General features: G+C 60.1%; 19 protein-coding genes and 1 pseudogene. 6 read left to right on the plus strand and 14 right to left on the minus strand.

Annotated features, from left to right (window positions below; genetic code table 11):
• Positions 1-45: 45 nt before the first annotated feature.
• Positions 46-512 (plus strand): annotated as a pseudogene (locus KGP22_RS16325) (DUF6130 family protein).
• 11 nt (positions 513-523) lie between these two features.
• Positions 524-1267: an alpha/beta hydrolase gene (locus KGP22_RS16330; protein ID WP_223580162.1), complete on the plus strand. Its 744-nt coding sequence runs from the start codon at positions 524-526 to the stop codon at positions 1265-1267.
• Between the two features lie 53 nt (positions 1268-1320).
• On the opposite strand, the gene iolB is transcribed toward KGP22_RS16330, so the two are convergent.
• The 10 genes from iolB to KGP22_RS16380 form a co-directional block, all read right to left on the minus strand.
• Entirely contained in the window at positions 1321-2145 is an 825-nt protein-coding gene (iolB, locus tag KGP22_RS16335; protein WP_223580163.1) for a 5-deoxy-glucuronate isomerase, read from the minus strand.
• A 9-nt stretch (positions 2146-2154) separates the two neighbouring features.
• Positions 2155-3045 carry a myo-inosose-2 dehydratase gene (iolE, locus tag KGP22_RS16340; protein WP_223580165.1) on the minus strand — a complete coding sequence of 297 codons (891 nt, stop codon included), beginning with the start codon at positions 3043-3045 and terminating at the stop codon, positions 2155-2157.
• An 11-nt stretch (positions 3046-3056) separates the two neighbouring features.
• Complete coding sequence (gene iolC, locus KGP22_RS16345; protein ID WP_223580167.1) at positions 3057-4961, minus strand: 5-dehydro-2-deoxygluconokinase; 1905 nt, start codon at positions 4959-4961, stop codon at positions 3057-3059.
• Positions 4962-4973: 12 nt separating this feature from the next.
• A complete protein-coding gene (locus tag KGP22_RS16350) occupies positions 4974-6107 on the minus strand; it encodes a Gfo/Idh/MocA family oxidoreductase (RefSeq protein ID WP_223580169.1) in 1134 nt (377 codons plus the stop codon).
• A gap of 8 nt (positions 6108-6115) precedes the next feature.
• Positions 6116-7144, minus strand: a complete 1029-nt coding sequence (locus KGP22_RS16355) for an ABC transporter permease (RefSeq protein WP_008502116.1) — start codon at positions 7142-7144, stop codon at positions 6116-6118.
• An 11-nt stretch (positions 7145-7155) separates the two neighbouring features.
• The gene (locus tag KGP22_RS16360; RefSeq protein WP_025912800.1) at positions 7156-8703 is read right to left on the minus strand and encodes a sugar ABC transporter ATP-binding protein; all 1548 of its coding nucleotides are present in this window, start codon (positions 8701-8703) and stop codon (positions 7156-7158) included.
• 54 nt (positions 8704-8757) lie between these two features.
• Positions 8758-9687 (minus strand): sugar ABC transporter substrate-binding protein, encoded by a 930-nt coding sequence (locus KGP22_RS16365; protein WP_008502118.1) that lies wholly within the window; start codon positions 9685-9687, stop codon positions 8758-8760.
• A 31-nt stretch (positions 9688-9718) separates the two neighbouring features.
• The gene (gene iolG, locus KGP22_RS16370) at positions 9719-10705 is read right to left on the minus strand and encodes an inositol 2-dehydrogenase (RefSeq protein WP_115875988.1); all 987 of its coding nucleotides are present in this window, start codon (positions 10703-10705) and stop codon (positions 9719-9721) included.
• A 301-nt stretch (positions 10706-11006) separates the two neighbouring features.
• Entirely contained in the window at positions 11007-12932 is a 1926-nt protein-coding gene (gene iolD / locus KGP22_RS16375) for a 3D-(3,5/4)-trihydroxycyclohexane-1,2-dione acylhydrolase (decyclizing) (protein ID WP_223580171.1), read from the minus strand.
• Positions 12933-12943: 11 nt separating this feature from the next.
• Positions 12944-14449, minus strand: a complete 1506-nt coding sequence (locus tag KGP22_RS16380) for a CoA-acylating methylmalonate-semialdehyde dehydrogenase (protein WP_149366386.1) — start codon at positions 14447-14449, stop codon at positions 12944-12946.
• Between the two features lie 292 nt (positions 14450-14741).
• Here KGP22_RS16380 and KGP22_RS16385 point away from each other — a divergent pair, with 292 nt between their 5' ends.
• Positions 14742-15572 (plus strand): MurR/RpiR family transcriptional regulator, encoded by an 831-nt coding sequence (locus KGP22_RS16385; protein WP_223580173.1) that lies wholly within the window; start codon positions 14742-14744, stop codon positions 15570-15572.
• Between the two features lie 55 nt (positions 15573-15627).
• Here the strand turns inward: KGP22_RS16385 and guaA are convergent, their stop codons facing one another.
• On the minus strand, positions 15628-17205 hold the full coding sequence (gene guaA, locus KGP22_RS16390) for a glutamine-hydrolyzing GMP synthase (protein WP_223580175.1): 1578 nt from the start codon (positions 17203-17205) through the stop codon (positions 15628-15630).
• A 67-nt stretch (positions 17206-17272) separates the two neighbouring features.
• Positions 17273-18739, minus strand: coding sequence for an IMP dehydrogenase (gene guaB / locus KGP22_RS16395; protein WP_008502128.1), 1467 nt, complete (start codon positions 18737-18739; stop codon positions 17273-17275).
• 158 nt (positions 18740-18897) lie between these two features.
• Between guaB and xseA the strand changes: the two genes are divergently transcribed.
• The 3 genes from xseA to KGP22_RS16410 are packed head-to-tail and all read left to right on the plus strand — an operon-like array spanning position 18898 to position 21700.
• Positions 18898-20271, plus strand: a complete 1374-nt coding sequence (gene xseA, locus KGP22_RS16400) for an exodeoxyribonuclease VII large subunit (RefSeq protein ID WP_223580178.1) — start codon at positions 18898-18900, stop codon at positions 20269-20271.
• 58 nt (positions 20272-20329) lie between these two features.
• Positions 20330-21349, plus strand: coding sequence for a M4 family metallopeptidase (locus KGP22_RS16405; protein WP_111965157.1), 1020 nt, complete (start codon positions 20330-20332; stop codon positions 21347-21349).
• Positions 21350-21700, plus strand: coding sequence for a protealysin inhibitor emfourin (locus KGP22_RS16410; protein ID WP_025757698.1), 351 nt, complete (start codon positions 21350-21352; stop codon positions 21698-21700).
• Here the strand turns inward: KGP22_RS16410 and KGP22_RS16415 are convergent.
• Entirely contained in the window at positions 21697-21918 is a 222-nt protein-coding gene (locus KGP22_RS16415) for a zinc ribbon domain-containing protein (RefSeq protein ID WP_223580179.1), read from the minus strand. The two genes, KGP22_RS16410 and KGP22_RS16415, sit on opposite strands and share 4 nt — an antisense overlap.
• Positions 21919-21976: 58 nt before the next feature.
• On the minus strand, positions 21977-23518 hold the full coding sequence (locus KGP22_RS16420) for a peptide MFS transporter (protein ID WP_223580180.1): 1542 nt from the start codon (positions 23516-23518) through the stop codon (positions 21977-21979).
• Positions 23519-24155: the final 637 nt, after the last annotated feature.

Consider the following 24155-nt stretch of genomic DNA (forward strand, 5'->3'; position numbering starts at 1 on the left):
TTTTCTTTCCCTGTCGCCATTCAGAACCGATGAGGAGAGAGACCGATGACCCGTCGTTATGCACTTATCCCCCTGCTTGTCCTGGCATCTGTAGCCCATGCCCAGGCCACGCCGCTGGACAACCTGAGCGCCGGGGACGTTAACGGCCCCGCCGCCGTTGCCCCGCTGGCGCAGCCGCAGCCGCCCGCAAAGCTGATCGTCGATCCCCCGCTTGCCGGGCCGCTGAGCAAAGGCGCGGTATTTATCCAGTACCGTGCCGAAAACCTGCGCATCGAGCCGGTATTCGGACCTGAAGCGCTCAAGGTCACCCCGCGCATCGGACACATTCACGTGGTGGTGGATGACGCGCCCTGCACTGGGCTGACGCCAGCGGAGAGCCGGTAATTCTGGTGGGACTCCCCGCCGGTAAACACAAGGTGACGATTATTCTGGCCGACCCGACGCACAAGCCGCTCGACCGCAAAACCATCGAATTCACCGTACCACCCCACGCGGCGGTCCACCACTTTTAAGGAGTCTCAAGATGAAAGCACTGACTGTACTAACGGCAGGCCTGCTGGCGCTTTCCGCCAGCGCCTTTGCACAGGGTAAAACCAGCGTCGTGCTGGTTCACGGCGCGTTTGCCGACGGCAGCAGCTGGAATAAGGTGATTGCCCTGTTGCAGAAGCAGCACGCCGAGGTCATTGCCGTTCAGCTGCCGCTCACGTCGCTCAACGATGACGTTGCCGCCACAAAGCGGGCCATCGCCCGTGCGCAGGGTGACGTAGTGCTGGTGGGCCACTCCTGGGGCGGCACCGTGATTAGCGAGGCGGGCAACGATGCGCGGGTAAAATCGCTGGTATATGTGGCGGCGTTCGCCCCGGATTCCGGCCAGTCGACGGCGGACCTGGCAGGAAGCTACCCTGCGCCGCCGGGTAGCGCGAGCATTGCCAAAACGGCCGACGGTTATTTATACCTGCCAGCGGACGCCGTCAGGAAGGATTTCGCGCCTGACGTGAAGCCAGACACTCAAAACACGATTGCAGCCACGCAGGGGCCAATTAAGGCTGAGGCTTTTGGTGAAAAAGTCGTCCACGCGGCGTGGCATGACAAACCGAGCTGGTATGTGGTTAGCAAGAATGACCGAATGATCAACCCCGATCTTGAACGGGCGATGGCGAAGACGATCCACGCGAAAACCACCGAGGTGGCGGCAAGCCACGTATCGATGGTGAGCCAGCCGCAGATCGTTGCCCGGACGATTGAGCAGGCGATTGAAGCAAAATAATATTTTGTAAATTGTAGGCCGGGTAAGCGCAGCGCCACCCGGCAAAAATAGCCTCAGTGCCCGCCATCTGCGGGATAGTCGCGATTAATCCACGCGTGGTCCTCCTCCCAGGTGAACATCCATTTGCGCACCGGCCCGGCCATCACGTTGAGGTAGTAGCTGTCATACCCGGCCATCGTCGCCACCGGGTGGTAGCCCTTCGGCACCATGACCACGTCACGGTTATAGACCGCCATACACTCATCCAGCGTTCTGTCGTCGGTGTAGACGCGCTGCATGCAGAACCCCTGCTCCGGGTTGAGGCGATGGTAGTAGGTCTCCTCCAGATACGTCTCCTGCGGCGGATTATCCGTGTCGTGCTTGTGGCTCGGATACGAGCTGGTGCAGCCCTCATTGGTCCACACCTCCACCACCAGCAGGCTGTCGGCGGGCTTGTCTTCCGGCAAAATGTTGTGCACGTAGCGCTGGTTGTGGCCCTTACCGCGCGCTTCGCCGTCGATATCCTGCGGCGCAATCAGCCGCGTCGGATACGTGCCTTTGCCAGGCGCGGCGCAGACCGCCAGCTCAAGCTTCGTAAGCGCCTTCACCTGTACCGTCTCCTGCGGGGTGACGTACACCGCCCACGGCTTGATGCGCTCGAACGGGCTCATCCGCCCGCCAATATCGTTAAACTGCGCGGAAGGCGTTGTGATGGAGGCGCGCCCGGCGACCAGCACCAGACAGCGCTCTTCGCGGACGGCGGGCAGCGTCAGCGTCTGCCCCTCCTGCAGTTCATACGCCTCAAAGCCGACGTACCCCCACCCTGCGCTTTCCGACGTGACGGACTGGGTGCGCCCCTCCGCGTTCGGCTGTTGCCAGCGTGATAACAGACGTGACATGTCACCTCCTCAAATCAGTCCGGCGTCGCGCGCCAGTCGGCTCAGATTGTTATACCCCAGACGGGCGTAGGTCAGCGGATGGGCAATCGCCGGGTCCTGCTCGGCCTCCACCACCAGCCAGCCGTGATAATCCTGCGCCTTCAGCAGCCGCATAATCGGCGGGTAATCAACGCAGCCGTCGCCCGGCACGGTAAACACGCCGCTCAGCACCGCGTCGAGGAAGCTGGTTTTACGGTTTTTCACGTCCGCCAGCACGTCGGCACGCACGTCTTTGCAGTGGACGTGGTTGATGCGCGACGCCCAGCGCTGCGCCACCGCCAGCGGATCGGCCCCGGCAAAGGTCAGATGGCCGGTGTCCAGCAGCAGTCCAACCTCTTCGCCGGTGTGGGTCATCAGGTTGTCCACGTCGTCAGCGGACTCAATCACCGTGCCCATATGGTGATGGTAGGCAATCTGCACGCCCTGCTGCTGGGTGTAGCGGGCAAATTCGGTAAGCTTCTCACCGTACTCCTTCCAGCGTGACTGCGGGAAGCGCGGGCGCAGATGCACCGGGGTCTGCTGCTCGCCGTGAATGCAGCCGCTCACTTCCGCAAAGACCAGCACCTTCGCCCCCAGCTCGCGCAGCAGCGCCAGGTGGGACTGCACGGCGGCGATCTCCTCATCCACGCTGTGCTCCAGCAGGCGACCGGAGTACCAGCCGGAGACCAGCTGCAGGTCGTGGCGCTGCAGGATGGGGCCGAGCAGGCGCGCTTCGCGCGGGAACTTATTGCCCAGCTCGAAGCCGGCGAAACCGGCCTCCTTACCTTCGCTCAGGCAGGTTTCCAGCGACGTCTCCGCGCCCAGAGAAGGCAGATCGTCGTTCGTCCACGTCAGCGGGTTAATGCCCAGTTGTACACTCATTGTCTTCTCCATTATGCGTGTCCGCGCTCGCGCCACCAGGCGATAAGCTGCAGGTAGTTGTCCCGGATGCGTGCCACCAGCTGCGCATCGTCAATATCGTGCTTCAGCCACGCGCGGGAGGCATCGCCAAACAGCGTGCGCCCCACGGCGAAGCCTTTTACTACCGTCTGCCCTGCTGCGGCCCTGAAGTCGGCGCGCAGCTGTTCCGCCGGGGCATCCAGGCCGAGGATCACCACCCCGCGGCAGTGCGGGTCCCGACGTTCGATAATCTCGTTCAGCGCCGTCCAGCCCTCGGCGGAAAGCGGCGGCAGCTTCCACCAGTCGGGGTAAATGCCGAGGTTGTAGAAGCGGGAGATGGCGCGCAGGTAGAGCTCGTCGCTGCGCGCCATGGTCGCAGGCAGGATCACCTCCAGCAGCAGCTCATGCCCGGACCGGCAGCAGGCGTGGTACACCTCGGCAATTTTCTGCTCCTGCTCCAGGCGCAGGCCGTGGGCGTCTTCCGGATGGAAAAAGACCAGGCACTTCACCACGTGTTCCTGCGGCCAGCTGATGAGCTGGGTGCCGATGTTGCCATGCTCCATCTCCAGCGGACGCGAGCCCGGCAGCTCAATGGGACGGCCAATCCACCACCCCTCGCCGGTGATGGCGTTCAGCGCGTCCTGACCAAAGGTGCCGTCGCACAGCAGGCCGGCTTTGCCCTCCAGCCCGGCGCGGCTTGCCGCCTCGCGACTGGCCTGCAGGATCAGCTGCTTTAGCGCCGGAATGCGCCCGATCGACGCGCCGCACTGCATCGCCATATCCTCAAGCTGGCTGCGGTGGTCGAAGGCCATCACGCACAGCTCCGGCCACTCGCGGCGGCGGGTGGTCACCCGGTGGAGATGGTTAAGACGTGGGTCGAGATCCGGGCGCGGCACATCTGCAGCGCGTGAAAGATAGTCATCCAGCTCGATTTTGCTCGGCATCGCCGGGGCGCAGCCGTGGCGCGAGACCACCAGCGCGCCGCAGGCGTTGGCATAGCGGCACGCCTGCTCCCAGCCCTCGTCGTTCAGGTAACCGCGCAGCAGGCCAGACATAAACGCGTCCCCTGCGCCGAGGACGTTCAGCACCTCCACGCGCACGCCGGTCACCGTCAGGCCGTCGTCCAGCCGGGGCGGAATGGCGTCGGTATAGACCGAGCAGCCGAGCGCGCCGCGTTTGCAGACCAGCGCTGCGTCACTGACTGCACGCACCTGCCCCAGCGCCTGCAGGGTATCCGTGCTGCCGCCCGCAATGTGAAACTCCTCCTCGGTGCCGACAATGACGTCGAAGAGGTGCAGCACCTCCTGCAGCTCGCGGGTGACCTTATCGGCGGCGATAAAGCGCGTTTCACCGTCGCCTAAGGCGGTGAGCCCCCACAGCACCGGACGGTAGTCGATGTCCAGCACCGTGCGCACGCCGTGACGGCGGGCATAGCCCAGCGCCGTCAGCACCGCCTCGCGGGTCTGAGGATGAGAAAGGTGAGTCCCGGTGATGGCAAGACACCGTGCGGAGGCAATGTAGCTTTCGTCCACATCGCTGGCCGTAATGGCCATATCCGCGCAGTTATCGCGATAAAAAATCAGAGGAAAGGTGTCCCGGTCTTTAATGCCGAGTAGCACCAGCGCCGTGAGGCGTTGTTTATCTGTAATCAGATGGCTGGTATCGCAGCCCACCTGGTTGAGCTCTTCGCGCAGGAAGCGGCCCATATGTTCATCGCCGACGCGTGCCAGCATCGACGAGCGCAGCCCCTGGCGCGCGGTGCCGTACGCCACGTTGCCGGACGAGCCGCCGAGGTATTTGGCGAAGCTCGACACATCCTCCAGACGGGCACCAATCTGCTGACTGTAGAGGTCTACCGCCACGCGACCCATGCATATCACATCAAACTGCTTTTCCACGTTGATACCTCATCAGACAATGTCGTTCACGTTCAGCCAGCGGCCTTCCCGGTGCGAGAGCGCGATTGCATCCAGCACGCGCGATACCTTCCAGCCCTCTTCGAAGTCCGGCCACATCGGCGCGTCGGCGGCAATCCCGTCCACCAGATCGCGCACCTCCACCGTTTTTTGATCGTTAAAGCCAATCCCGTGGCCCGCGCCCATGCAGAACGCGGCGTAGTCCGGGTGCGCCGGGCCGACGAGCAGGGTGCGGAACCCCTGACGGTTAACCGGATCGTCATGCAGATAGAGCTTCAGCTCCGCCATGCGCTCCTGGGTGAAGCTGATAGCGCCTTTCGTTCCGGTTATCACATATGACAACCCCATTTTGCGGCCGCAGGCGACACGGGAGGTTTCAATCACCCCCTGCGCCCCGCCCGCGAAGCGCACCATTGCGTGGGCCTGATCCTCGTTTTCGACGGCAATCATCTCCGACGATCCGGCCTTCGCCGGGCGCTCCGGGACCACGATCTTCAGATCGCCGCAGACCTGCTCGATCTCCCCCACCAGGTACTGAGCCATGTTGACGATATGCGCCGCCAGGTCGCCCAGCGCCCCCAGCCCGGCGGTCTCTTTAAAGCAGTGCCAGTGAATAGGCGACAGCGGGTCGGCCATATAGTCTTCGTTGTGGGTGCCGTAGAAGTGGATCACCTCGCCTATCTCGCCGCGGGCGATAATCTCCTTCGCCAGCTGCGCCGTCGGGTTCTTCATGTAGTTGAACCCCACCAGCGTTTTCACCCCGGCCTGCTTCGCGGCGTCAACCATCTCCCGCGCGTCGTGGGCGTTCAGCGCCAGCGGCTTCTCCGAGTAGACGTGCTTGCCGTGGCGGATCGCCTCCAGCGCCATCTCTTTATGCAGATGATTGGGTGAGCAAATATCCACCACATCAATAGCCGGGTCGGCCACCAGCGCCCGCCAGTCGCCGGTGGAGCGGTTGAAGCCAAACGCCTGCGCGCGCGCTGCCGCCAGCTCCGGCGTGACTTCCGCCACCATCTCGCGCACCAGCCTGCCGCGCAGGTTGAACACCGTTGGGGCCTGGGCATAGGCGATAGCGTGCGCCTTGCCGATATACCCGGTGCCAATTAATCCAATACGAACCTCTTTCATCGTGATCCTCACAGTGCGCCGCGACGGCTCTTGGCGTAGGTGTCAAACGCCACCGCCAGAACGATAATTAATCCGGTGATAATCTGCTGGTAGTAGGCCGAGACGTTCATCAACACCAGGCCGTTAATCAGAATCCCCATGATGATGGAGCCGATAATCGTGCCGCCGATGCGCCCGTAGCCGCCCATCAGCGAGGTACCGCCGATCACCACCGAGGCGATGACGCGCAGCTCAAAGGAGATCCCGGCCACCGCCTCGGCGCTCCCCAGACGCGCGCTCAGGATGAAGCCCGCCAGTCCCGCCAGACAGCCGATCAGCACATAGACGCTGACCAGCACGCGCTTGACGTTCACCCCCGCCAGGCGCGCCGCCTCCGGGTTACCGCCGATGGCGTAGACGAAGCGGCCCCAGCGGGTTTTATGCAGCGCCAGATAGCCGCCGAGGGCGACGATGGCGAAGATCCAGATCGGAATGGAGATGCCGAGCAGCTCCCCGCGCCCCCACCAGCGGTAGCCCTGATCGAAACCGGCAATCGGAGCGCCGTCGTTGATCACCAGCGTCAGGCCGCGCCAGATGGTCATCCCGCCGAGGGTCACGATGAACGGCGGCAGGCGCAGACGGGTTACGCCCAGACCGTGCAGGAAGCCAATCGCCGTGCCCATCGCCAGACAAATCCCCAGCCCAATCAGCCAGCTCATGCCGCCCCAGGCGTTCGGGTCGACGGTGGTGAAGTTGTCGCCCTTAATCACGTACGCCGCGGTCATGGCGCAGACCGCCAGAATGGAGCCGACGGAAAGGTCAATCCCGGCGGTCAGGATGACAAAGGTCATCCCCACGGCCATGATCCCGTAGATGGAGACTTCGGTCAGGATGTTGAAAATATTGCGTTCAGAGAAAAAATTGCTGTTCTGCGACTGAAAGAAGATCAGCAGCAGGATCATGAAAATCAGCACCCCGAAGCGCTCGAAGAAGGCGATGGGATCGATGCGTCCGGCGCGTTTGACCGGGGCCTGCGTTTTAGAAATCATCTGCGTCATGAGAAACTCCGTTATGCCGCGTTCAGGGCGTTGTGGTTGATGGCCATCATCGTCATCAGCCGTTCTTCGTTAGCGTCGTCGCCGTGGATCTCGCCGGTCACTCGCCCTTCGCTCAGGGTGATGATCCGGTCTGACACCGCCATCACTTCAGGCAGATCGGAGGAGATCACGATCACCGCCACGCCCTTTTTCGCCATGTCAAACAGCACCTGGTGCACTTCTGATTTGGTCCCCACGTCAATGCCGCGCGTCGGCTCATCGACGATAAGCACCCGCGGGTTGAGCGCCATGCAGCGCGCGAGGATCACCTTTTGCTGGTTACCGCCGGAGAGCTTGCGCACCTCCTGCGCGCTGTTGACCATTTTGATCTGCAGCGCCTTGCGGTAGGACTCGATCAGATCGTCCTCTTTGCGGGTGTTCACGAACCAGCGCCACTGCAGCAGCGAGGAGAGGCAGGAGAGCGACAGGTTGTCGCGAATCGACAGCCCCAGCACCGCCCCCTCTTTTTTGCGGTCTTCCGGCACCAGCGCCACGCCCTGATCGAGCGCATAAAGCGGGTCGCGCGGCTGGTACGGCACGCCGTCCAGTTCAAAGCTGCCCGAGGTAAACGCGTCCGCGCCAAACAGGCAGCGGGCCACTTCGGTGCGCCCGGCGCCCACCAGTCCGGCAATGCCTAAGACCTCCCCGGCGTGAACGTGGAAGCTGATGTCATGCAGGGCAATGCCGTGCGGATCCAGCGGCGGCTTTTCGCGGCTCAGCCCCTTCACCGCCAGGCGGACGGGTTTATCCTCATGATGCGTTTCGCTGGCAGGGCGACGGTTAAAGGCCACGTCGCGACCGACCATCAGGCGGATCAGCTGTTCGACGTTGGTCTCCGCCACCGCGCCGGTGCCGGTGAAGCGGCCGTCCTGGAAAACGGTGAAGCGATCGCAGAGCTGGAAAACTTCGTGCAGACGGTGGGTAACATAAATAATGCTTACGCCGCGGTTTTTAAGCTCCCGCACCACGCGATGCAGGCTTTCCACCTCGCTATCGCTCAGCGCGGCGGAAGGTTCGTCCATAATGATTAGCCTGGCGTTGAGGGTCAGCGCCCGGGCGATCTCCACCATCTGCTGCTGGGCAACGCTCAGACGGGCGACCGGCGTGGTCGGCGCAACGTTCAGCTGCAGATAGTCGAGAATGACCTGCGCTTCCTGATTTACCGCCTTTTCGTCGACGATCAGATTGCGTTTACGCGGCTCGCGCCCGAGAAACATGTTTTCCGCGACGGTCATGTTGGGCAGCAGATTAAATTCCTGGTAGATGGTGATAATGCCCTTGTTCTGCCGTTCCACCGGGGAGTCGTCCACCGGCAGCGTTTCGCCGTTGAACCAGATATCCCCGCGGGTTTGCGGCTGCGCCCCCGCGAGCGCCTTCAGCAGCGTGGATTTACCCGCCCCGTTTTCCCCCAGCAGGGCGTGGATCTCGCCCGCGCCGACGGTCAGCTGGGCGCTGCTTAACGCCCAGACGCCGGAAAAGCTTTTTGCCAGGTCGGTCACTTTCAGTAAGGGTTGCGACATCGGTCTGCTCCTCCTTTAGAGTGAGCCGCCGCGCCAGCGGCGGCTGCGGATAAATCAGTTACCGGCCTCACCGATACGCTCAGCCTGCTGCAGGTTCTCTTTAGTGATCAGCGTCGGCGGGTAGTCGGCCCCGGTGATGGCTTTCTTCTCGCGCACGTTGGCCACCAGCTGGCTCATCGCCGTCTGCACCGCAAAGCCCGGACGCTGGTCCGCCGTCACCGCCAGCCAGCCGTCGCGCACGCGGGCCAGCGCTTCCGGTACCGCGTCAAAGCCTGTGACCAGAATTTCGCCCGGCTTCACGCCCTGGCTCTGCAGCGCTTCGATCGCCCCCAGCGCCATGTCGTCGTTAGCGGAGAGGATCACCTGAGGACGTTTCGGCAGCGAGGGCAGCACGCTTTCCACGATGCGCATCCCTTCAGAACGCATCCAGTTGCCGGTCTGATCGGCGACAATCTTGTACTTATCCCCGCCAGCCTTCAGGCTGTCGCGGATCCCTTTGGTGCGTTCGATGTTGGAGGAGGAGCCCGGCTGGCCGGTCAGCAGAATGATCTCCGCCCCGTCGGGGAATTTGGTTTTAACGAAGTCGCCAATCGCCTGGCCGCCCTTGTAGTTGTTGGCGCCAAAGTGCGGCACCTTCTTCTGGCTGTCGACGGAGCGGTCAAGGGTGACCACTGGCAGCTTCGCATCCTGAATTTCATCCACCGCGCTGGAGACCGCGTTCACATCGTTCGGGGAAACGATAAAGCCCTGCGCCCCGCGGGTGATGGCATTTTCCAGGTCAGCAACCTGCTTCGGCGAGCTGCCCTGCCCGTCCAGTACCTGAAGCTTCACGCCCATCTCTTTTGCGGCTTTCACCGCCGTGCGCTGCATGTGAACTTCAAACGGCATGGCCAGGTTTGGCGTACTGAAAACGATTTGCTCGTTTTCGGCGAGGGCGGCCCCGGACGTCATGGCGATGAGGGCGGCTACGATCAGTTTTTTCATTATTATGTCTCTCTGTGTAGGGTTGTCGTGTTTAGAGGACGATCTCGCGCTGGCTGCGGAGTGACTCCAGCGCTTTATCCGCGAGGTACAGCGCACGTTCACCATCATCGCCGCTGCAGTCAGGTACCGCTTCGCCGCGCAGGACCGCGACAAAGTGTTCCCATTCCGCGGCGTAAGCGGATTTGTAGCGCTGCAGGAAGAAGTGTTCCGGCAGCGCGCTGGTGCAGCCCTGTTTGCCGTAGTGCTGCACCTGGTTTTCGAGAATGTTGCCCGCGCACAGCAGCCCTTCGGAGCCGTGCAGCTCCAGGCGCTGGTCGTAGCCGTAAGATGAACGGCGGCTGTTAACGATGGTCGCCATCGCGCCGGAAGCGTATTTCAGAACGATAAACGCGGTATCGATGTCCCCCGCCTCGCCAATCGCCGGATCGACCAGGTTACTGCCCTGGGCATACACCGACACCGGCTCTTCGCCCATGATGAAGCGGGCCATGTCAAAGTCGTGAATGGTCATATCGCGGAACATGCCGCCGGAAACGCGCACGTACTCCGCAGGCGGCGGAGACGGGTCGCGGGAGATAATGAGCAACGATTCCAGTTTGCCGATGCACCCGGCCTGCGCGTCGGTTTTCACGCGGCGGAACTGCGGGTCAAAGCGGCGATTAAAGCCAATGAACAGCGGCACGTCATACTCTTTGACCACCTTCAGGCAGTCGCGCACGCGGGCGAGGTCGAGGTGTACCGGCTTTTCACAGAAGATGGCCTTGCCGTGGCGGGCGGCCATTTCAATCAGGTCCGCGTGGGTATCGGTGGCAGAGGCGATCAGCACGGCGTGAACGTTAGGGTCGGTCATCGCTTCATCCAGGCTCTGCTGGCGGGCCTGATACTGCGTGGCGAGGCGGGTGGCAAATTCCTGATTCGGGTCAACCACGGACCAGAGCGTGGTCGCGCCGTGGCTGGCGATGTTAGCTGCATGTACCTGGCCAATTCGGCCAGCGCCCAGTAAAGCAATGTTAAACATAACGGCTCCCGGTGTTGGTGAATGCTGTGAACTAACGACCCTATAAATAAAACATTTATTTCATTTTTATAAATAGTGAAAATTATGTTTTTGAGTGCGGGTTAACACTTTTGAGATGAATGAGATAAATTTTGTTATCAATCTCACAACATCGCGGGAGATGTGCCCCTCACCATAACTCTCTCCCCAAAGGGGAAAGGGGACGGTACGGCGCGGTCTTTTCTCCCTCTCCCCTTTGGGGAGAGGGCTGGGGTGAGGGGAAAATAAAAATGAAATGAAAATTTCGTTACGGCGGAAAAACTTAATACTGACGGGCTTTTTTCACCTGCGCCTGCGTTTGCTCCGCGGCTTCACGCACGGCAGACGATTCCGCCACCTGCGCATCACCGGTTCGCCACCAGGAGGCGTAGTCGTGGGTCATGGTCTTCGGTAGCACCTTGATGTCCAGCAGCGTTGGGCCGGGATGCGCCCGCGATGCCTCGAGCGCCGCCAGCAGGCTTTGCTCATCGTTCACCCGCCACGCGCGGCAGCCGTAGCTCTCCGCGTTTTGCGCAAAATCGACCTTCACCAGCGGACCGTCAAGGCGTCCGGTTTCCGGGTTGCGGTGGCGGTTTTCCGTGCCAAAGCTGCCCATGCCGTGCCCCATCTGCAGGTTGTTAATGCAGCCGAAGCTGGCGTTATCAAACAGCAAAACGGTAACCTTAATACCCTCCTGCACGGCGGTTTGCAGCTCGGAGTGCAGCATCATGTAGGAGCCATCTCCCACCATGGCGTACACCGGCAGCCCGGGTCTGGCGAGCTTCGCGCCGATGGCCGCCGCAATCTCGTACCCCATGCAGGAGTAGCCGTACTCCAGGTGATAGCTGTCCGGCGTTTTGACCTGCCAGAGGCGCTGTAAATCGCCCGGCAGCGAACCGGCCGCGGCCACCACGATGGCGTTATCTTCCACATGCTGGTTGATCAGCCCCAGCACCCGCGTCTGGGTCAGGCGGGTATTGAGCGCCTCGCCGTACTCCGCCAGCTGCGCGTCCAGGTGCCCCGCCACTTCGGGCGCATCGTCAGGACGCCACTGGCGATCCCACAGGCGGCGGCACTCGTCGCGCCAGGCGGATTTCGCCTCAGCGATCGCCTCTCCCCAGCCGCTGCGGTAATCACCGAGCGCGTGGGTCAATGCCTGGAGTCCGGTTTGAGCGTCGGCAATCAGCGCCGTAGCGTCCAGCTTCAGAGCGTCAAACTCGGCCACGTTCAGTAGCAGAAATTCGACGTCCGGATGGGAAAAGAGTGCCTTGGAGCCGGTGGTAAAGTCGGTCAGGCGCGTGCCGATGCCAATCACCAGGTCAGCCTGCGGCGCGAGCTGGTTGGCCGCCATTCCGCCCGTCACCCCTACGCCACCGAGGTTAAGTGGGTGGTCACTTACCAGCGCCCCCTTTCCGGCCTGAGTTTCCGCAAACGGCAGCTGCAGCGTCTCGACAAAGTCGCGAAACGCCTCATGCGCGCCGGAATAACGCACCCCGCCGCCGCACACCACCAGAGGGCGACGCTTGCGGGCGATCAGCGCCCGCGCCTGCGCCAGACGCTGCGGATCGGGTGGACGACGCTCGATGTGGTGCACGCGACGCGCAAAGAAGCTTAGCGGGTAATCCCACGCTTCCCCCTGCACGTCCTGCGGCAGGCAAATCGTAACCGCACCGGTATCTGCCGGGTCAGTAAGCGTTCGCATCGCGCTAAGCATTGCGCTCATCAACTGCTCGGGACGGTAGATGCGGTCCCAGTAGCGGGAGACCGGACGGAAGCAGTCGTTGGTGCTGATGCTGAGATCGTGATACTGCTCGATCTGCTGCAGTACCGGGTCCGGCTGGCGGCTGGCGTAGATATCGCCCGGAAGCAGCAGCAGCGGGATGCGGTTCGCCGTAGCGGTTGCCGCGGCCGTGACCATATTGGCGGCGCCCGGCCCGACGGAGGAGGTGACGGCAAAGATGCGCTGACGACGGTGCTGTTTGGCGAATCCCGTCGCCATATGGGCGATGCCCTGCTCGTTGCAGCCCTGCATCACCTGCAGATGGCCGGGATCCTGCTCCAGCGCCTGGCCAATGCCCAGCACGTTGCCGTGCCCAAAGATGGTGGCGACGCCCTCCACGAAGGGAGTTTCATCGCCATCCACGCTAACGTACTGTTGATTAAGGAACCGGACCAGCGCCTGGGCCATGGTCATACGTTCGGTTTGCATAACGCCTCCTGTCAGCCCAGCGTCGGCATGGAGAACGCAGCGCCTGTCTCCTGCTGCATTTCCGGCCAGCGCGCGGTGATGGTTTTCATTCGGGTGTAGAAACGCACGCCGTCGCTGCCGTGAACGTTGAGCGCACCGAAGATGGAACGCTTCCAGCCGCCGAAGCTGTGGAATGCCATCGGCACCGGAATCGGCACGTTGACCCCCACCATGCCCGCCTGCACCTCTTCGCAGAAGCGGCGCGCGCAGCCGCCGTCGCGGGTGAAGATCGCCGAACCATTACCATATTCATGGCGGTTAATCAGATCCACCGCGCTGGCGTAATCTGCTACGCGCACCACAGAAAGCACCGGGCCAAAAATCTCTTCTTTATAGATGGTCATCTCAGGAGTGACGTTATCGAACAGCGTCGGCCCAACGAAGTAGCCCTGCTCATGGCCCTTCACGCTGAAGCCGCGACCGTCCACGCGCAGTTTTGCTCCCTGCGCTTCCCCGCTGTCGATATAGCCCAGCACCTTGCTGCGGTGCGCGGAGGAGATGAGCGGCCCCATTTCGTTTTCCGGCGACTGGTCCAGGCCCGGCCCGACGCGCAGCGCGGCAATCTGTTTCTCCAGCCGAGTACAGAGGTCATCGGCGGTTTTATCCCCCACCGCCAGCACTACCGAGAGCGCCATGCAGCGTTCCCCCGCCGCGCCGTAGGCCGCGCCCATGATGGCGTTGGTCGCCATCTCCATGTCGGCATCCGGCATTAAAATGCAGTGGTTTTTCGCGCCCCCCAGCGCCTGACAGCGCTTGCCGTGGGCGGACGCGGTCTGGTAAATGTATTCCGCAATCGGCGTGGAGCCGACAAAGCTCACCGCCTGCACGCGCGGGTCGGTCAGGAGCACGTCAACGGACTCTTTATCGCCCTGCACCACGTTGAAGACGCCGTCCGGCAGGCCGGCTTCTTTCAGCAGCTGCGCCAGCGCGAGCGCCAGAGAAGGGTCTTTTTCCGACGGCTTCAGCACGAAGGTGTTGCCGGTCGCCAGCGCAATCGGGAACATCCACATCGGCACCATCGCCGGGAAGTTAAACGGCGTGATCCCGGCGCAGACGCCGAGCGGCTGCATCAGCGAGTGGCTGTCGACGCCGGTACCGACGTTCGCCGAGTGTTCTCCCTTTTGCAGATGCGGGATGCCGCAAGCAAACTCCACCACTTCCAGGCCGCGGGTCAGTTCGCCCACCGCGTCGGAGAAGACCTTGCCGTGCTCTTCGCTGATGAGGCGGGCCAGGCGATCCATGTTCTCTTCAAGCAGCGCTTTGAAGCGGAACATCACGCGCGCGCGCTTAAGCGGAGCATGACGCGCCCACGCCGGAAACGCCTGCTGCGCGGCGGCAATCGCCTGCTCCGTTTCCTGTGCCGTACTCATCACCACCTGGCGGATCTGCTCGCCGGTGGCCGGGTTGAAGATCGCCTGAACGCGCTGGCCTGAACCGGTGACACATTCGCCGTGAATAAAATTCGCTACCGTCTCCATCCTTAACCTCTCGCTGTTGATTCGTGACTGTTACCTGAACGCTGTGTACTGAACACTATACATGAAACAAATATTCCATTTTAAGTTGAAATAAAATAAATGATGATTATTGTGATCAAGGATGGATTTTTATGTTAACAGCCAGCACCACTGACGCCACGTGCGCTATTAAGGGATCTCGGGCGAGGAAATGACTGAATCTTCTGTTTCATTTTTGCTGCCAGATGGATGGCCGATATTTAAAAGACGCGGTTTTGCGTTTAGAATCATAAGACTGTATTTGGGGGATAAGATGACGACAGCAACCAGCCTGAACGAACTGCAGCAGCAAATCCGCGATCGCTACGATAGCCTGAGCAAGAGGCTGCAGCAGGTCTCCCGCTACGTGCTGGACAACACCAACAGCGTGGCCTTTGATACGGTTGCCGTCATTGCAGAACGCGCCGACGTGCCGCCCTCGACGCTAATCCGCTTTGCTAACGCCTTTGACTTCACCGGCTTCAACGAAATGAAACAGCTGTTTCGCATGAACCTGGTAGAGGAGACCGCCAGCTACAGCGACCGCGCCCGGCTGTTCCGCGAGATGGAGAGCGAGGCCGTGCCGGAAACGCCGCTCGATATCCTGCAGGAGTTTGCCCGCTCGAACGCGCAGGCGCTGCAGCAGCTGGCCGCCCGCGCCGAGCCGGAGATGCTGGAGCGCGCGGTACAGCTGCTGGCCGACGCCGACACCATCTACATCGCCGGACTGCGCCGCTCCTTTAGCGTCGCCGCGTACCTCACCTATGCCCTGAGCCATCTGGAGTGCCGCCCTATCCTGCTCGACGGCATGGGCGGGATGCTGCGCGAACAGATCAGCCGCATTAAGGCGCGCGACATCGTGGTGTCGATCAGCTTCTCGCCGTACGCGGAAGAGACGGTGATGGTCAGCGAAACCGCCGCCAGCGTCGGCGCGCGGCAGATCGTGATTACGGACAGCCAGATAAGCCCCCTGGCGACGTTCAGCGACCTCTGCTTTGTGGTGAAAGAGGCGCAGGTGGATGCGTTCCGGTCACAGTCAGCAACGCTGTGCCTGACGCAGTCGCTGGTGGTGGCGCTGGCGTATCGGCTGGGTGAAGGGAAATAGGAAAATAAAAAACCCCCTGCACGGGCAGAGGGTTTTGGGTTAATTCAGAGGGAAATTATTCCCACTCAATCGTAGCCGGTGGTTTACCGCTGATGTCATACACCACGCGGGAAATACCGTTCACTTCGTTGATGATGCGGTTAGACACGCGGCCTAAGAAGTCGTACGGCAGGTGCGCCCAGTGCGCGGTCATGAAGTCGATGGTTTCCACCGCACGCAGGGAAACAACCCAGTCGTACTTACGGCCATCGCCCATCACGCCGACGGAGCGAACCGGCAGGAACACGGTGAACGCCTGGCTTACCTTGTTGTACAGGTCAGCTTTGTGCAGCTCTTCGATGAAGATAGCGTCCGCGCGACGCAGCAGGTCGCAGTACTCTTTCTTCACTTCACCCAGCACGCGCACGCCAAGACCCGGGCCCGGGAACGGGTGACGGTAGAGCATGTCGTACGGCAGACCCAGTTCCAGACCGATCTTACGTACTTCGTCTTTGAACAGCTCGCGCAGCGGTTCAACCAGGCCCATCTTCATCTCTTTCGGCAGGCCGCCCACGTTGTGGTGAGATTTGATAACGTGCGCTTTACCGGTAGCGGAAGCCGCAGACTCGATCACGTCCGGATAGATGGTGCCCTGCGCCAGCCACTTCACGTCTTCCAGCTTGAGCGCTTCTTCGTCGAACACTTCCACGAACACGCGGCCGATGATCTTACGTTTTGCTTCCGGATCGTTCTCGCCTTTCAGCGCGTCCAGGAAGCGCTGCTCGCCTTCCACGTGAACGATGTTCAGACCGAAGTGGTCGCCAAACATGTCCATAACCTGCTGGGCTTCGTTCAGACGCAGCAGACCGTTGTCCACGAAGACGCAGGTCAGGTTTTTGCCGATGGCGCGGTGCAGCAGCATCGCGGTCACGGAGGAGTCTACGCCGCCGGAGAGGCCGAGGATCACTTTGTCATCGCCAACCTGCTGGCGGATACGCTCAACGGCGTCGTCGATAATTTTTGCCGGGGTCCACAGGGCTTCACACTGGCAGATGTCGCGCACGAAGCGCTCCAGCATGCGCATACCCTGACGAGTGTGGGTCACTTCCGGGTGGAACTGCACGCCGTAGAAGCGTTTTTCTTCGTTCGCCATGATGGCAAACGGGCAGCTTTCGGTGCTGGCAACGGTCACGAAGTCAGACGGGATGGCGGTAACTTTGTCGCCGTGGCTCATCCACACGTCCAGCAGCGGTTTGCCGTCTGCGGTCAGGGAGTCTTCGATACCGCGCACCAGCGCGCTGTCGTTAACCACTTCAACCTGCGCATAGCCGAACTCGCGCTCGCTGGAGCCTTCTACGTGGCCGCCCAGCTGCATTGCCATGGTCTGCATACCGTAGCAAACGCCAAATACCGGCACGCCAGCTTCGAACACGTACTGCGGCGCGCGCGGGCTGTTCTCTTCGGTGGTACTTTCCGGGCCGCCGGACAGGATGATGCCGCTTGGATTGAATTCGCGAATCTGTGCTTCCGTGACATCCGACGCCCACAGCTCACAGTAAACGCCCAGTTCACGCACGCGACGCGCCACCAGCTGAGTGTACTGAGAACCGAAGTCCAGGATGAGAATGCGATGTTTATGAATGTTTTCCGTCATTGACGCTAATTCCGAGGCAAGTGAAACAAAAACAGAGCGCCCGGCAGAAGCCGGGCGCGGAAACTTATCAGGAGCCCAGACGGTAGTTCGGGGACTCTTTGGTGATCGTCACGTCGTGAACGTGGCTCTCCTGGATACCCGCACCGCTGATGCGTACGAATTCCGCTTTAGTACGCAGCAGGTCAATGGTACCACAGCCGGTCAGACCCATACAGGAGCGCAGGCCGCCCATCTGCTGGTGAATAATTTCTTTCAGACGGCCTTTATAGGCAACGCGACCTTCGATACCTTCTGGCACCAGTTTGTCTGCGGCGTTATCGGTCTGGAAGTAACGGTCAGAGGAGCCTTTGGACATCGCGCCCAGGGAGCCCATACCGCGGTAAGATTTGTAAGAACGGCCCTGGTAGAGTTCGATTTCACCCGGGGATTCTTCGGTACCGGCCAGCATGGAGCCTACCATTACGGCAGCTGCGCCCGCTGCGATCGCTTTCGCGATGTCGCCAGAGAAGCGGATACCGCCGTCAGCGATAACCGGAATACCGGTGCCTTCCAGCGCTTCAACCGCGTCAGAGACCGCGGTGATCTGCGGAACGCCCACGCCGGTGACGATACGGGTAGTACAGATAGAGCCAGGGCCGATACCCACTTTCACCGCGCTGCAGCCGGCGTCAGCCAGCGCACGAGCGCCTGCGCCCGTCGCCACGTTACCGCCGATGATCTGCAGGTCAGGGTATTTGGCACGGGTGTCACGGATACGCTGCAGAACGCCTTCGGAGTGGCCGTGAGAGGAGTCAATCAGCAGGACGTCAACGCCCGCTGCAACCAGCGCGTCAACGCGCTCTTCGTTACCGGCACCTGCGCCAACCGCAGCGCCGACGCGCAGACGGCCATGCTCGTCTTTACAGGCGTTAGGCTTACGTTCTGCTTTCTGGAAATCTTTAACGGTGATCATGCCGCGCAGGTGGAAGTTGCTGTCAACAACCAGCGCTTTTTCAACACGTTTTTCGTGCATTTTTGCCAGCACCACGTCGCGGGTTTCACCTTCGCGAACGGTAACCAGACGCTCTTTTGGCGTCATGTACACGCTAACAGGCTGGTTCAGGTCAGTCACGAAACGCACGTCACGACCGGTAATAATACCAACCAGTTCGTTCTCTTCGGTCACCACCGGGTAACCGGCGAAGCCGTTACGCTCGGTCAGGGCTTTCACTTCGTGCAGCGTGGTGGTTGGCAGAACGGTCTGTGGGTCAGACACGATGCCGGATTCATGCTTCTTCACGCGGCGAACTTCTTCTGCCTGACGTTCGATGGACATGTTTTTGTGGATAAAGCCAATGCCGCCTTCCTGTGCCAGGGCAATAGCCAGGCGCGCTTCAGTCACGGTGTCCATTGCCGCAGAGAGCATAGGAATGTTCAGGCGAATGGTTTTCGTCAACTGCGTGCTGAGGTCGGCAGTATTCGGCAGAACGGTGGAGTGAGCGGGAACGAGGAGGACGTCGTCAAACGTCAGTGCTTCTTTAGCGATACGTAGCATGGGCAATATCTCTGACCTGGGTGGTTAAATATTGCCGTGGCATTATACAGAGCGTAACCGATTGCATCTACACTTTTTTATAAAAAAGCTTGCGATTGCCTCTCAGCAGGTTATTATCGACTGAATAACTTGCTGATTTAGAATTTGATCCCGCTCACATGTTATCCTCTCAATCCCCCTCAATTTATACCGTCAGCCGCCTGAATCAGACGGTGCGTTTGCTGCTTGAGCAGGAAATGGGGCAGGTCTGGATCAGCGGTGAGATCTCTAACTTCACGCAGCCGTCCTCCGGTCACTGGTACTTTACCTTAAAAGACGACACCGCCCAGGTGCGCTGCGCAATGTTCCGCAATAGCAACCGTCGCGTGACGTTTCGCCCTCAGCACGGCCAGCAGGTTCTGGTTCGCGCCAATATCACCCTGTATGAGCCGCGCGGCGACTATCAGATTATCGTCGAGAGCATGCAGCCTGCGGGCGAAGGCCTGCTGCAGCAGAAGTATGAACAGTTAAAAGCACGGCTTTCTGCCGAGGGGCTGTTCGACCAGCAGTACAAAAAGACGCTGCCCTCCCCCGCCCACTGCGTTGGGGTCATCACCTCGAAAACCGGTGCGGCACTGCACGATATTTTGCACGTGCTGAAGCGTCGCGACCCTTCCCTGCCCGTCATCATCTACCCGACCGCCGTGCAGGGTGACGATGCGCCGGGCCAGATTGTGCGCGCCATTGAGCTGGCGAACGCCCGTCAGGAGTGCGACGTCCTAATCGTCGGGCGCGGTGGCGGCTCGCTGGAAGACTTGTGTAGCTTTAACGACGAGCGCGTTGCGCGGGCAATCTTTGCAAGTCAGATCCCCGTGGTGAGCGCCGTCGGCCACGAAACGGACGTAACGATCGCCGATTTTGTCGCGGATCTCCGCGCGCCGACGCCGTCCGCGGCGGCGGAAGTGGTCAGCCGCAACCAGCTGGAGCTGCTGCGTCAGATTCAGAACGGCCAGCAGCGTCTTGAGATGGCGATGGACTACTACCTCGCCAACCGGACCCGGCGCTTTACCCAGCTTCACCACCGTCTACAGCAGCAGCACCCGCAGCTGCGTCTGGCGCGTCAGCAGACCGTTCTGGAACGTCTGCGTCAGCGCATGAACGTTGCGGTGGACGCGCAGCTTAAGCGCGCGATATCGCGCCAGCAGCGCGCGACCCAGCGCCTGAACCAGCAGAACCCGCAGCCGAAAATTTATCGCGCGCAAACGCGAATTCAGCAGCTGGAGTATCGTCTGGCGGAAACTATCCGTGCGCGACTGAGCACCACCCGCGAACGCTTTGGCAATGCAGTGACCCACCTTGAAGCGGTTAGCCCCCTCTCCACGCTGGCGCGCGGCTATAGCGTGACGACGGCGACGGACGGCAAAGTGCTGAAGCAAACCAAACAGGTGAGTACAGGCGATGTGCTGACGACGCGCCTGTCAGACGGCTGGGTAGAAAGCGAAGTGAAATCAATTAAACCGGTGAAAAAAACGCGTCAGCGTAAAACCGGATAATTCTTCGCCGGTTACTTACTATACTGCTGCTATTCCCTTTTTTAATAAGGAGAGCAGCATGACCCATCTTAATAGCGTTATTCCGCCGTATATTCTTCGTCGTATTATCGAAAGCGGTTCCGAACCGCAGCAGCGCTGTGCCCGCCAGACCTTAACCCATGTCCAGACGCTGATGGCACATATGCCCGGCAAACCCGCCGCGCCGCACGTGAATAAAGCCGGGCAGCTTGAGCGTGATATTTACGACGCGAAGCAGACTCAGGAACTACCAGGTACGCAGGTGCGTTACGAAGGCCAGCCGTCGAACGGCGATATAGCGGTGGATGAGGCCTACGAGTATTTAGGTATTACCCATGATTTCTTCTGGAAAGAATATCAGCGCGATTCGCTCGATAATAAAGGGCTTATTTTAACCGGCACCGTTCACTATGGCCGGGAATATCAGAACGCCTTCTGGAACGGACAGCAGATGGTATTCGGCGACGGTGACGGGGAAATATTTAACCGCTTTACCATCGCCATAGACGTCGTGGCGCACGAGCTGAGCCACGGCGTGACCGAGACCGAAGCCGGGCTTATCTACTTTGAGCAGTCCGGCGCGCTGAACGAGTCGCTGTCGGACGTGTTTGGCTCACTGGTGAAGCAATACCATCTGAAGCAAACCGCCGATAAAGCGGACTGGCTGATTGGTGAGGGATTACTGGCAAAAGGTATCAACGGCAAAGGGCTGCGCTCGATGTCTGAACCGGGCACTGCCTACAACGATCCGCTGCTCGGCAAAGACCCGCAGCCTGCACACATGAAAGATTTCATCAAAACGCGTGAGGATAACGGCGGCGTGCATCTGAACTCCGGCATCCCCAACCGGGCTTTTTATCTGGCGGCAACGGCGATCGGCGGCTACGCCTGGAAAAAAGCGGGTTATGCCTGGTACGACACGGTTTGCGATCGCAATCTGGCGCAAGATGCGGATTTTGAGGCCTTCGCAAAACTGACGATCGCGCACGGAGAGAAACGTTCCGGCGGCGACGTGGGGGCGGCCATTAAACAAGCCTGGGAACAGGTGGGAGTGTTGTAAATGCAGGTTCCGGAACTGACGGATGACGCCGTGGTTGAGCTGGCCCGGGAAGGCGGCGTCGCTTTTATTCCCAAGCTGAGCGGACAGCGCACCATCGCGCTCTCCTCGCTCAATGAGGCCCAGCGCCAGCGCCTGGTGAGCATCCTGGAGCAGGCTTTTCCACGCGGCCAGCCGCCCGGGCAAGCCTCTTCACCCGGCAGCGGCGACCAGCGCTATTTCCGCATCCAGATTATCTGGACCGGGCAAAATCAGGCGCACTACACCGATATCATCGTGCTGGTACCGGAGCAGGAAGCGCCCGAGTCGCTGGTCGAGCTGTGGAAGAAAGGCGAAGGCTGCGTGTGCGATTAACCTTCGGCCCGAACGAACTCCACGCGTTTTTTAGAGATAAGACCGTGGCCGTTCTGGCAGAAATAATCCACCGCCCCACAGGCTTTTAAGACCTGGAGTGGCTGATGGCACTCCGGGCAGCGGGCTTCAAGCACAATATCTTTATTACAGCTTTCGCAGTGTGCCCCCCCGTTCAGGGGCTCAAGCGGTGCCTGGCAATCCGGGCAGGTAATCGTCATATTCTCTCCTGTTGGGTTTTATCGGGGCAAGATAATTGCCCCGCCAGGGTGAATTTTATCAGGCTTCAGCCGCCGGTTTAGTCTGCGCATTTTCCAGCATGCGGCGTACCGGAACAATGAGGACGATCAGTACCGCTGCACAAATCAGCAGCGCCATGGAGCAACGCGCAAAGAGATCCGGCAGCATATCAAGCTGGTCGGCCTTCACGTGGCCGCCAATCAGACCCGCCGCCAGGTTACCCAGCGCGCTGGCACAGAACCACAGCCCCATCATCTGGCCGCGCATTCTCTCCGGCGCCAGCAGCGTCATGGTTGCCAGGCCAATCGGGCTGAGACACAGCTCTCCGAGCGTCAGCATCAGGATACTGCCCACCAGCCAGAACGGCGATACGCCCGCCCCACCGCTGCTCAGCACGTTCTGTGCCGCCAGCATCATCAGGCCAAAGCCCGCTGCGGCACACAGAATACCGATAACAAACTTGGTGATGCTGCTCGGACGAATGTTCATGCTCGCCAGCTTCGGCCACGCCCAGCTGAACACCGGTGCCAGCAGGATGATGAACAGGGCGTTGATTGACTGGAACCACACCGCCGGGATTTCGAAATCGCCGATCATGCGGTTAGTGTAGTCGTTGGCAAACAGGTTGAACGAGGTTGGCTTCTGTTCAAACGCGGACCAGAAGAACGCCGCGGAGATCAGCAGAATAAAGCAGACCAGCAGCCTGGCGCGCTCTTTACGGTTCAGGCCTGCAAAAACAAACAGATAAATAAAGTAGAGGGCAACGGATGCCGCAATCACGTAGACCAGCACGCTGGCTACCGCGACCGGGTTAATCACAATCACGCCCTGCGCAATCAGCGTCACGAGCGTTGCCACGCCTGCCGCCAGCGCCAGCAGCCAAACGCCCACGCCGTTACGCTTCACCACCGGGCTGTTCCAGGTGGAGTCGAGGCCAACTTCGCCGTCATAGCGTTTCATGGCCGGAACGGCAAAGACGCGGAAGATAATCAGCGCTACCAGCATCCCAATACCGCCAATACCAAAGCCCCAGTGCCAGCCGTGGGTTTTAATCAGCCAGCCGGAAATCAGCGGCGCGATGAACGAGCCCATGTTGATACCCATATAGAACAGCGAGAAACCGCCGTCGCGACGCGCGTCGCCTTTTTTATACAGGGTACCGACCATCACTGAAATACAGGTCTTGAACAGCCCGGAGCCGAGCACGATGAACATCAGGCCGATAAAGAACAGGTTGTTCCCCATCACCGCCGAGAGCGCAATCGACAGGTGACCGAGCGCAATCAGGATAGAACCGTACCAGACGGCTCTCTGCTGACCGAGCCAGTTATCCGCCAGCCAGCCGCCCGGCAGCGCGGCCAGGTACATGGTACCGGCAAAGATACCGACAATCGCCGAGGCGTTTTCACGCGCCAGGCCCATCCCGCCGTCATAGACGGTGGCGGCCATAAACAGGATCAGTAACGGACGAATGCCGTAAAACGAGAAACGCTCCCACATCTCGGTGAAGAACAGCGAACCGAGCGGATACGGGTGGCCGAAGAACGTTCGGCTCTCTTTTTGATTAACAGTGGATTGCATAATTCTCCCGAAAGGTATGTCGTCGTGCTTGTAAACACCAGCAGGTACGCCGGCCAGTTACGTATCTGGCCGATTTTTTACATGCGGCGAAAAGTTAGTTAACCATTTGATAACCAGGCGCTAGTTTTGTCTAGTACCGGACCCTGGACTTTAAGATGAAAATTCGACGATTGTCTACTTTCTTAGATTTAAACTTGGTTAAAAGTGAATAGTGATTGACTTCACACAGAGAAAACCGGCGGTATGATTGGACAAAAAAAAGCCCGCGATAGTCGCGGGCTTTTGTGTGTTCAGCAAAGCTTATTTGCTTTTCTTAATGTGAAAGACAAATAAAGCACTAAATACATTGATTTTAAATGAATTTATAATTCATTAAATAAAAATGGGTACAACCATGTGTACAACCAAAATCAAAGTGCTCTGCTTTTTAGCTCACTTTTTGAACTACGAAAATTTCGCAGCTTCTCCGATCCCTTGCCGCCAAACCTTACCGTCACCCTTACCGAAACCTTACCGTCACCTTGCCGTACCGTGTCGGGTGCATGGTAGATATTAATGTCAGCCGTCCGTGGCATGCTGATGTGCCTAACCTTCTGATTAAATTAATTTCTGTCAGAAACCCGTAATTGCCTAAATG

It is taken from the genome of Enterobacter sp. JBIWA005 (genome assembly GCF_019968805.1).
Lineage (GTDB): Bacteria > Pseudomonadota > Gammaproteobacteria > Enterobacterales > Enterobacteriaceae > Enterobacter > Enterobacter vonholyi.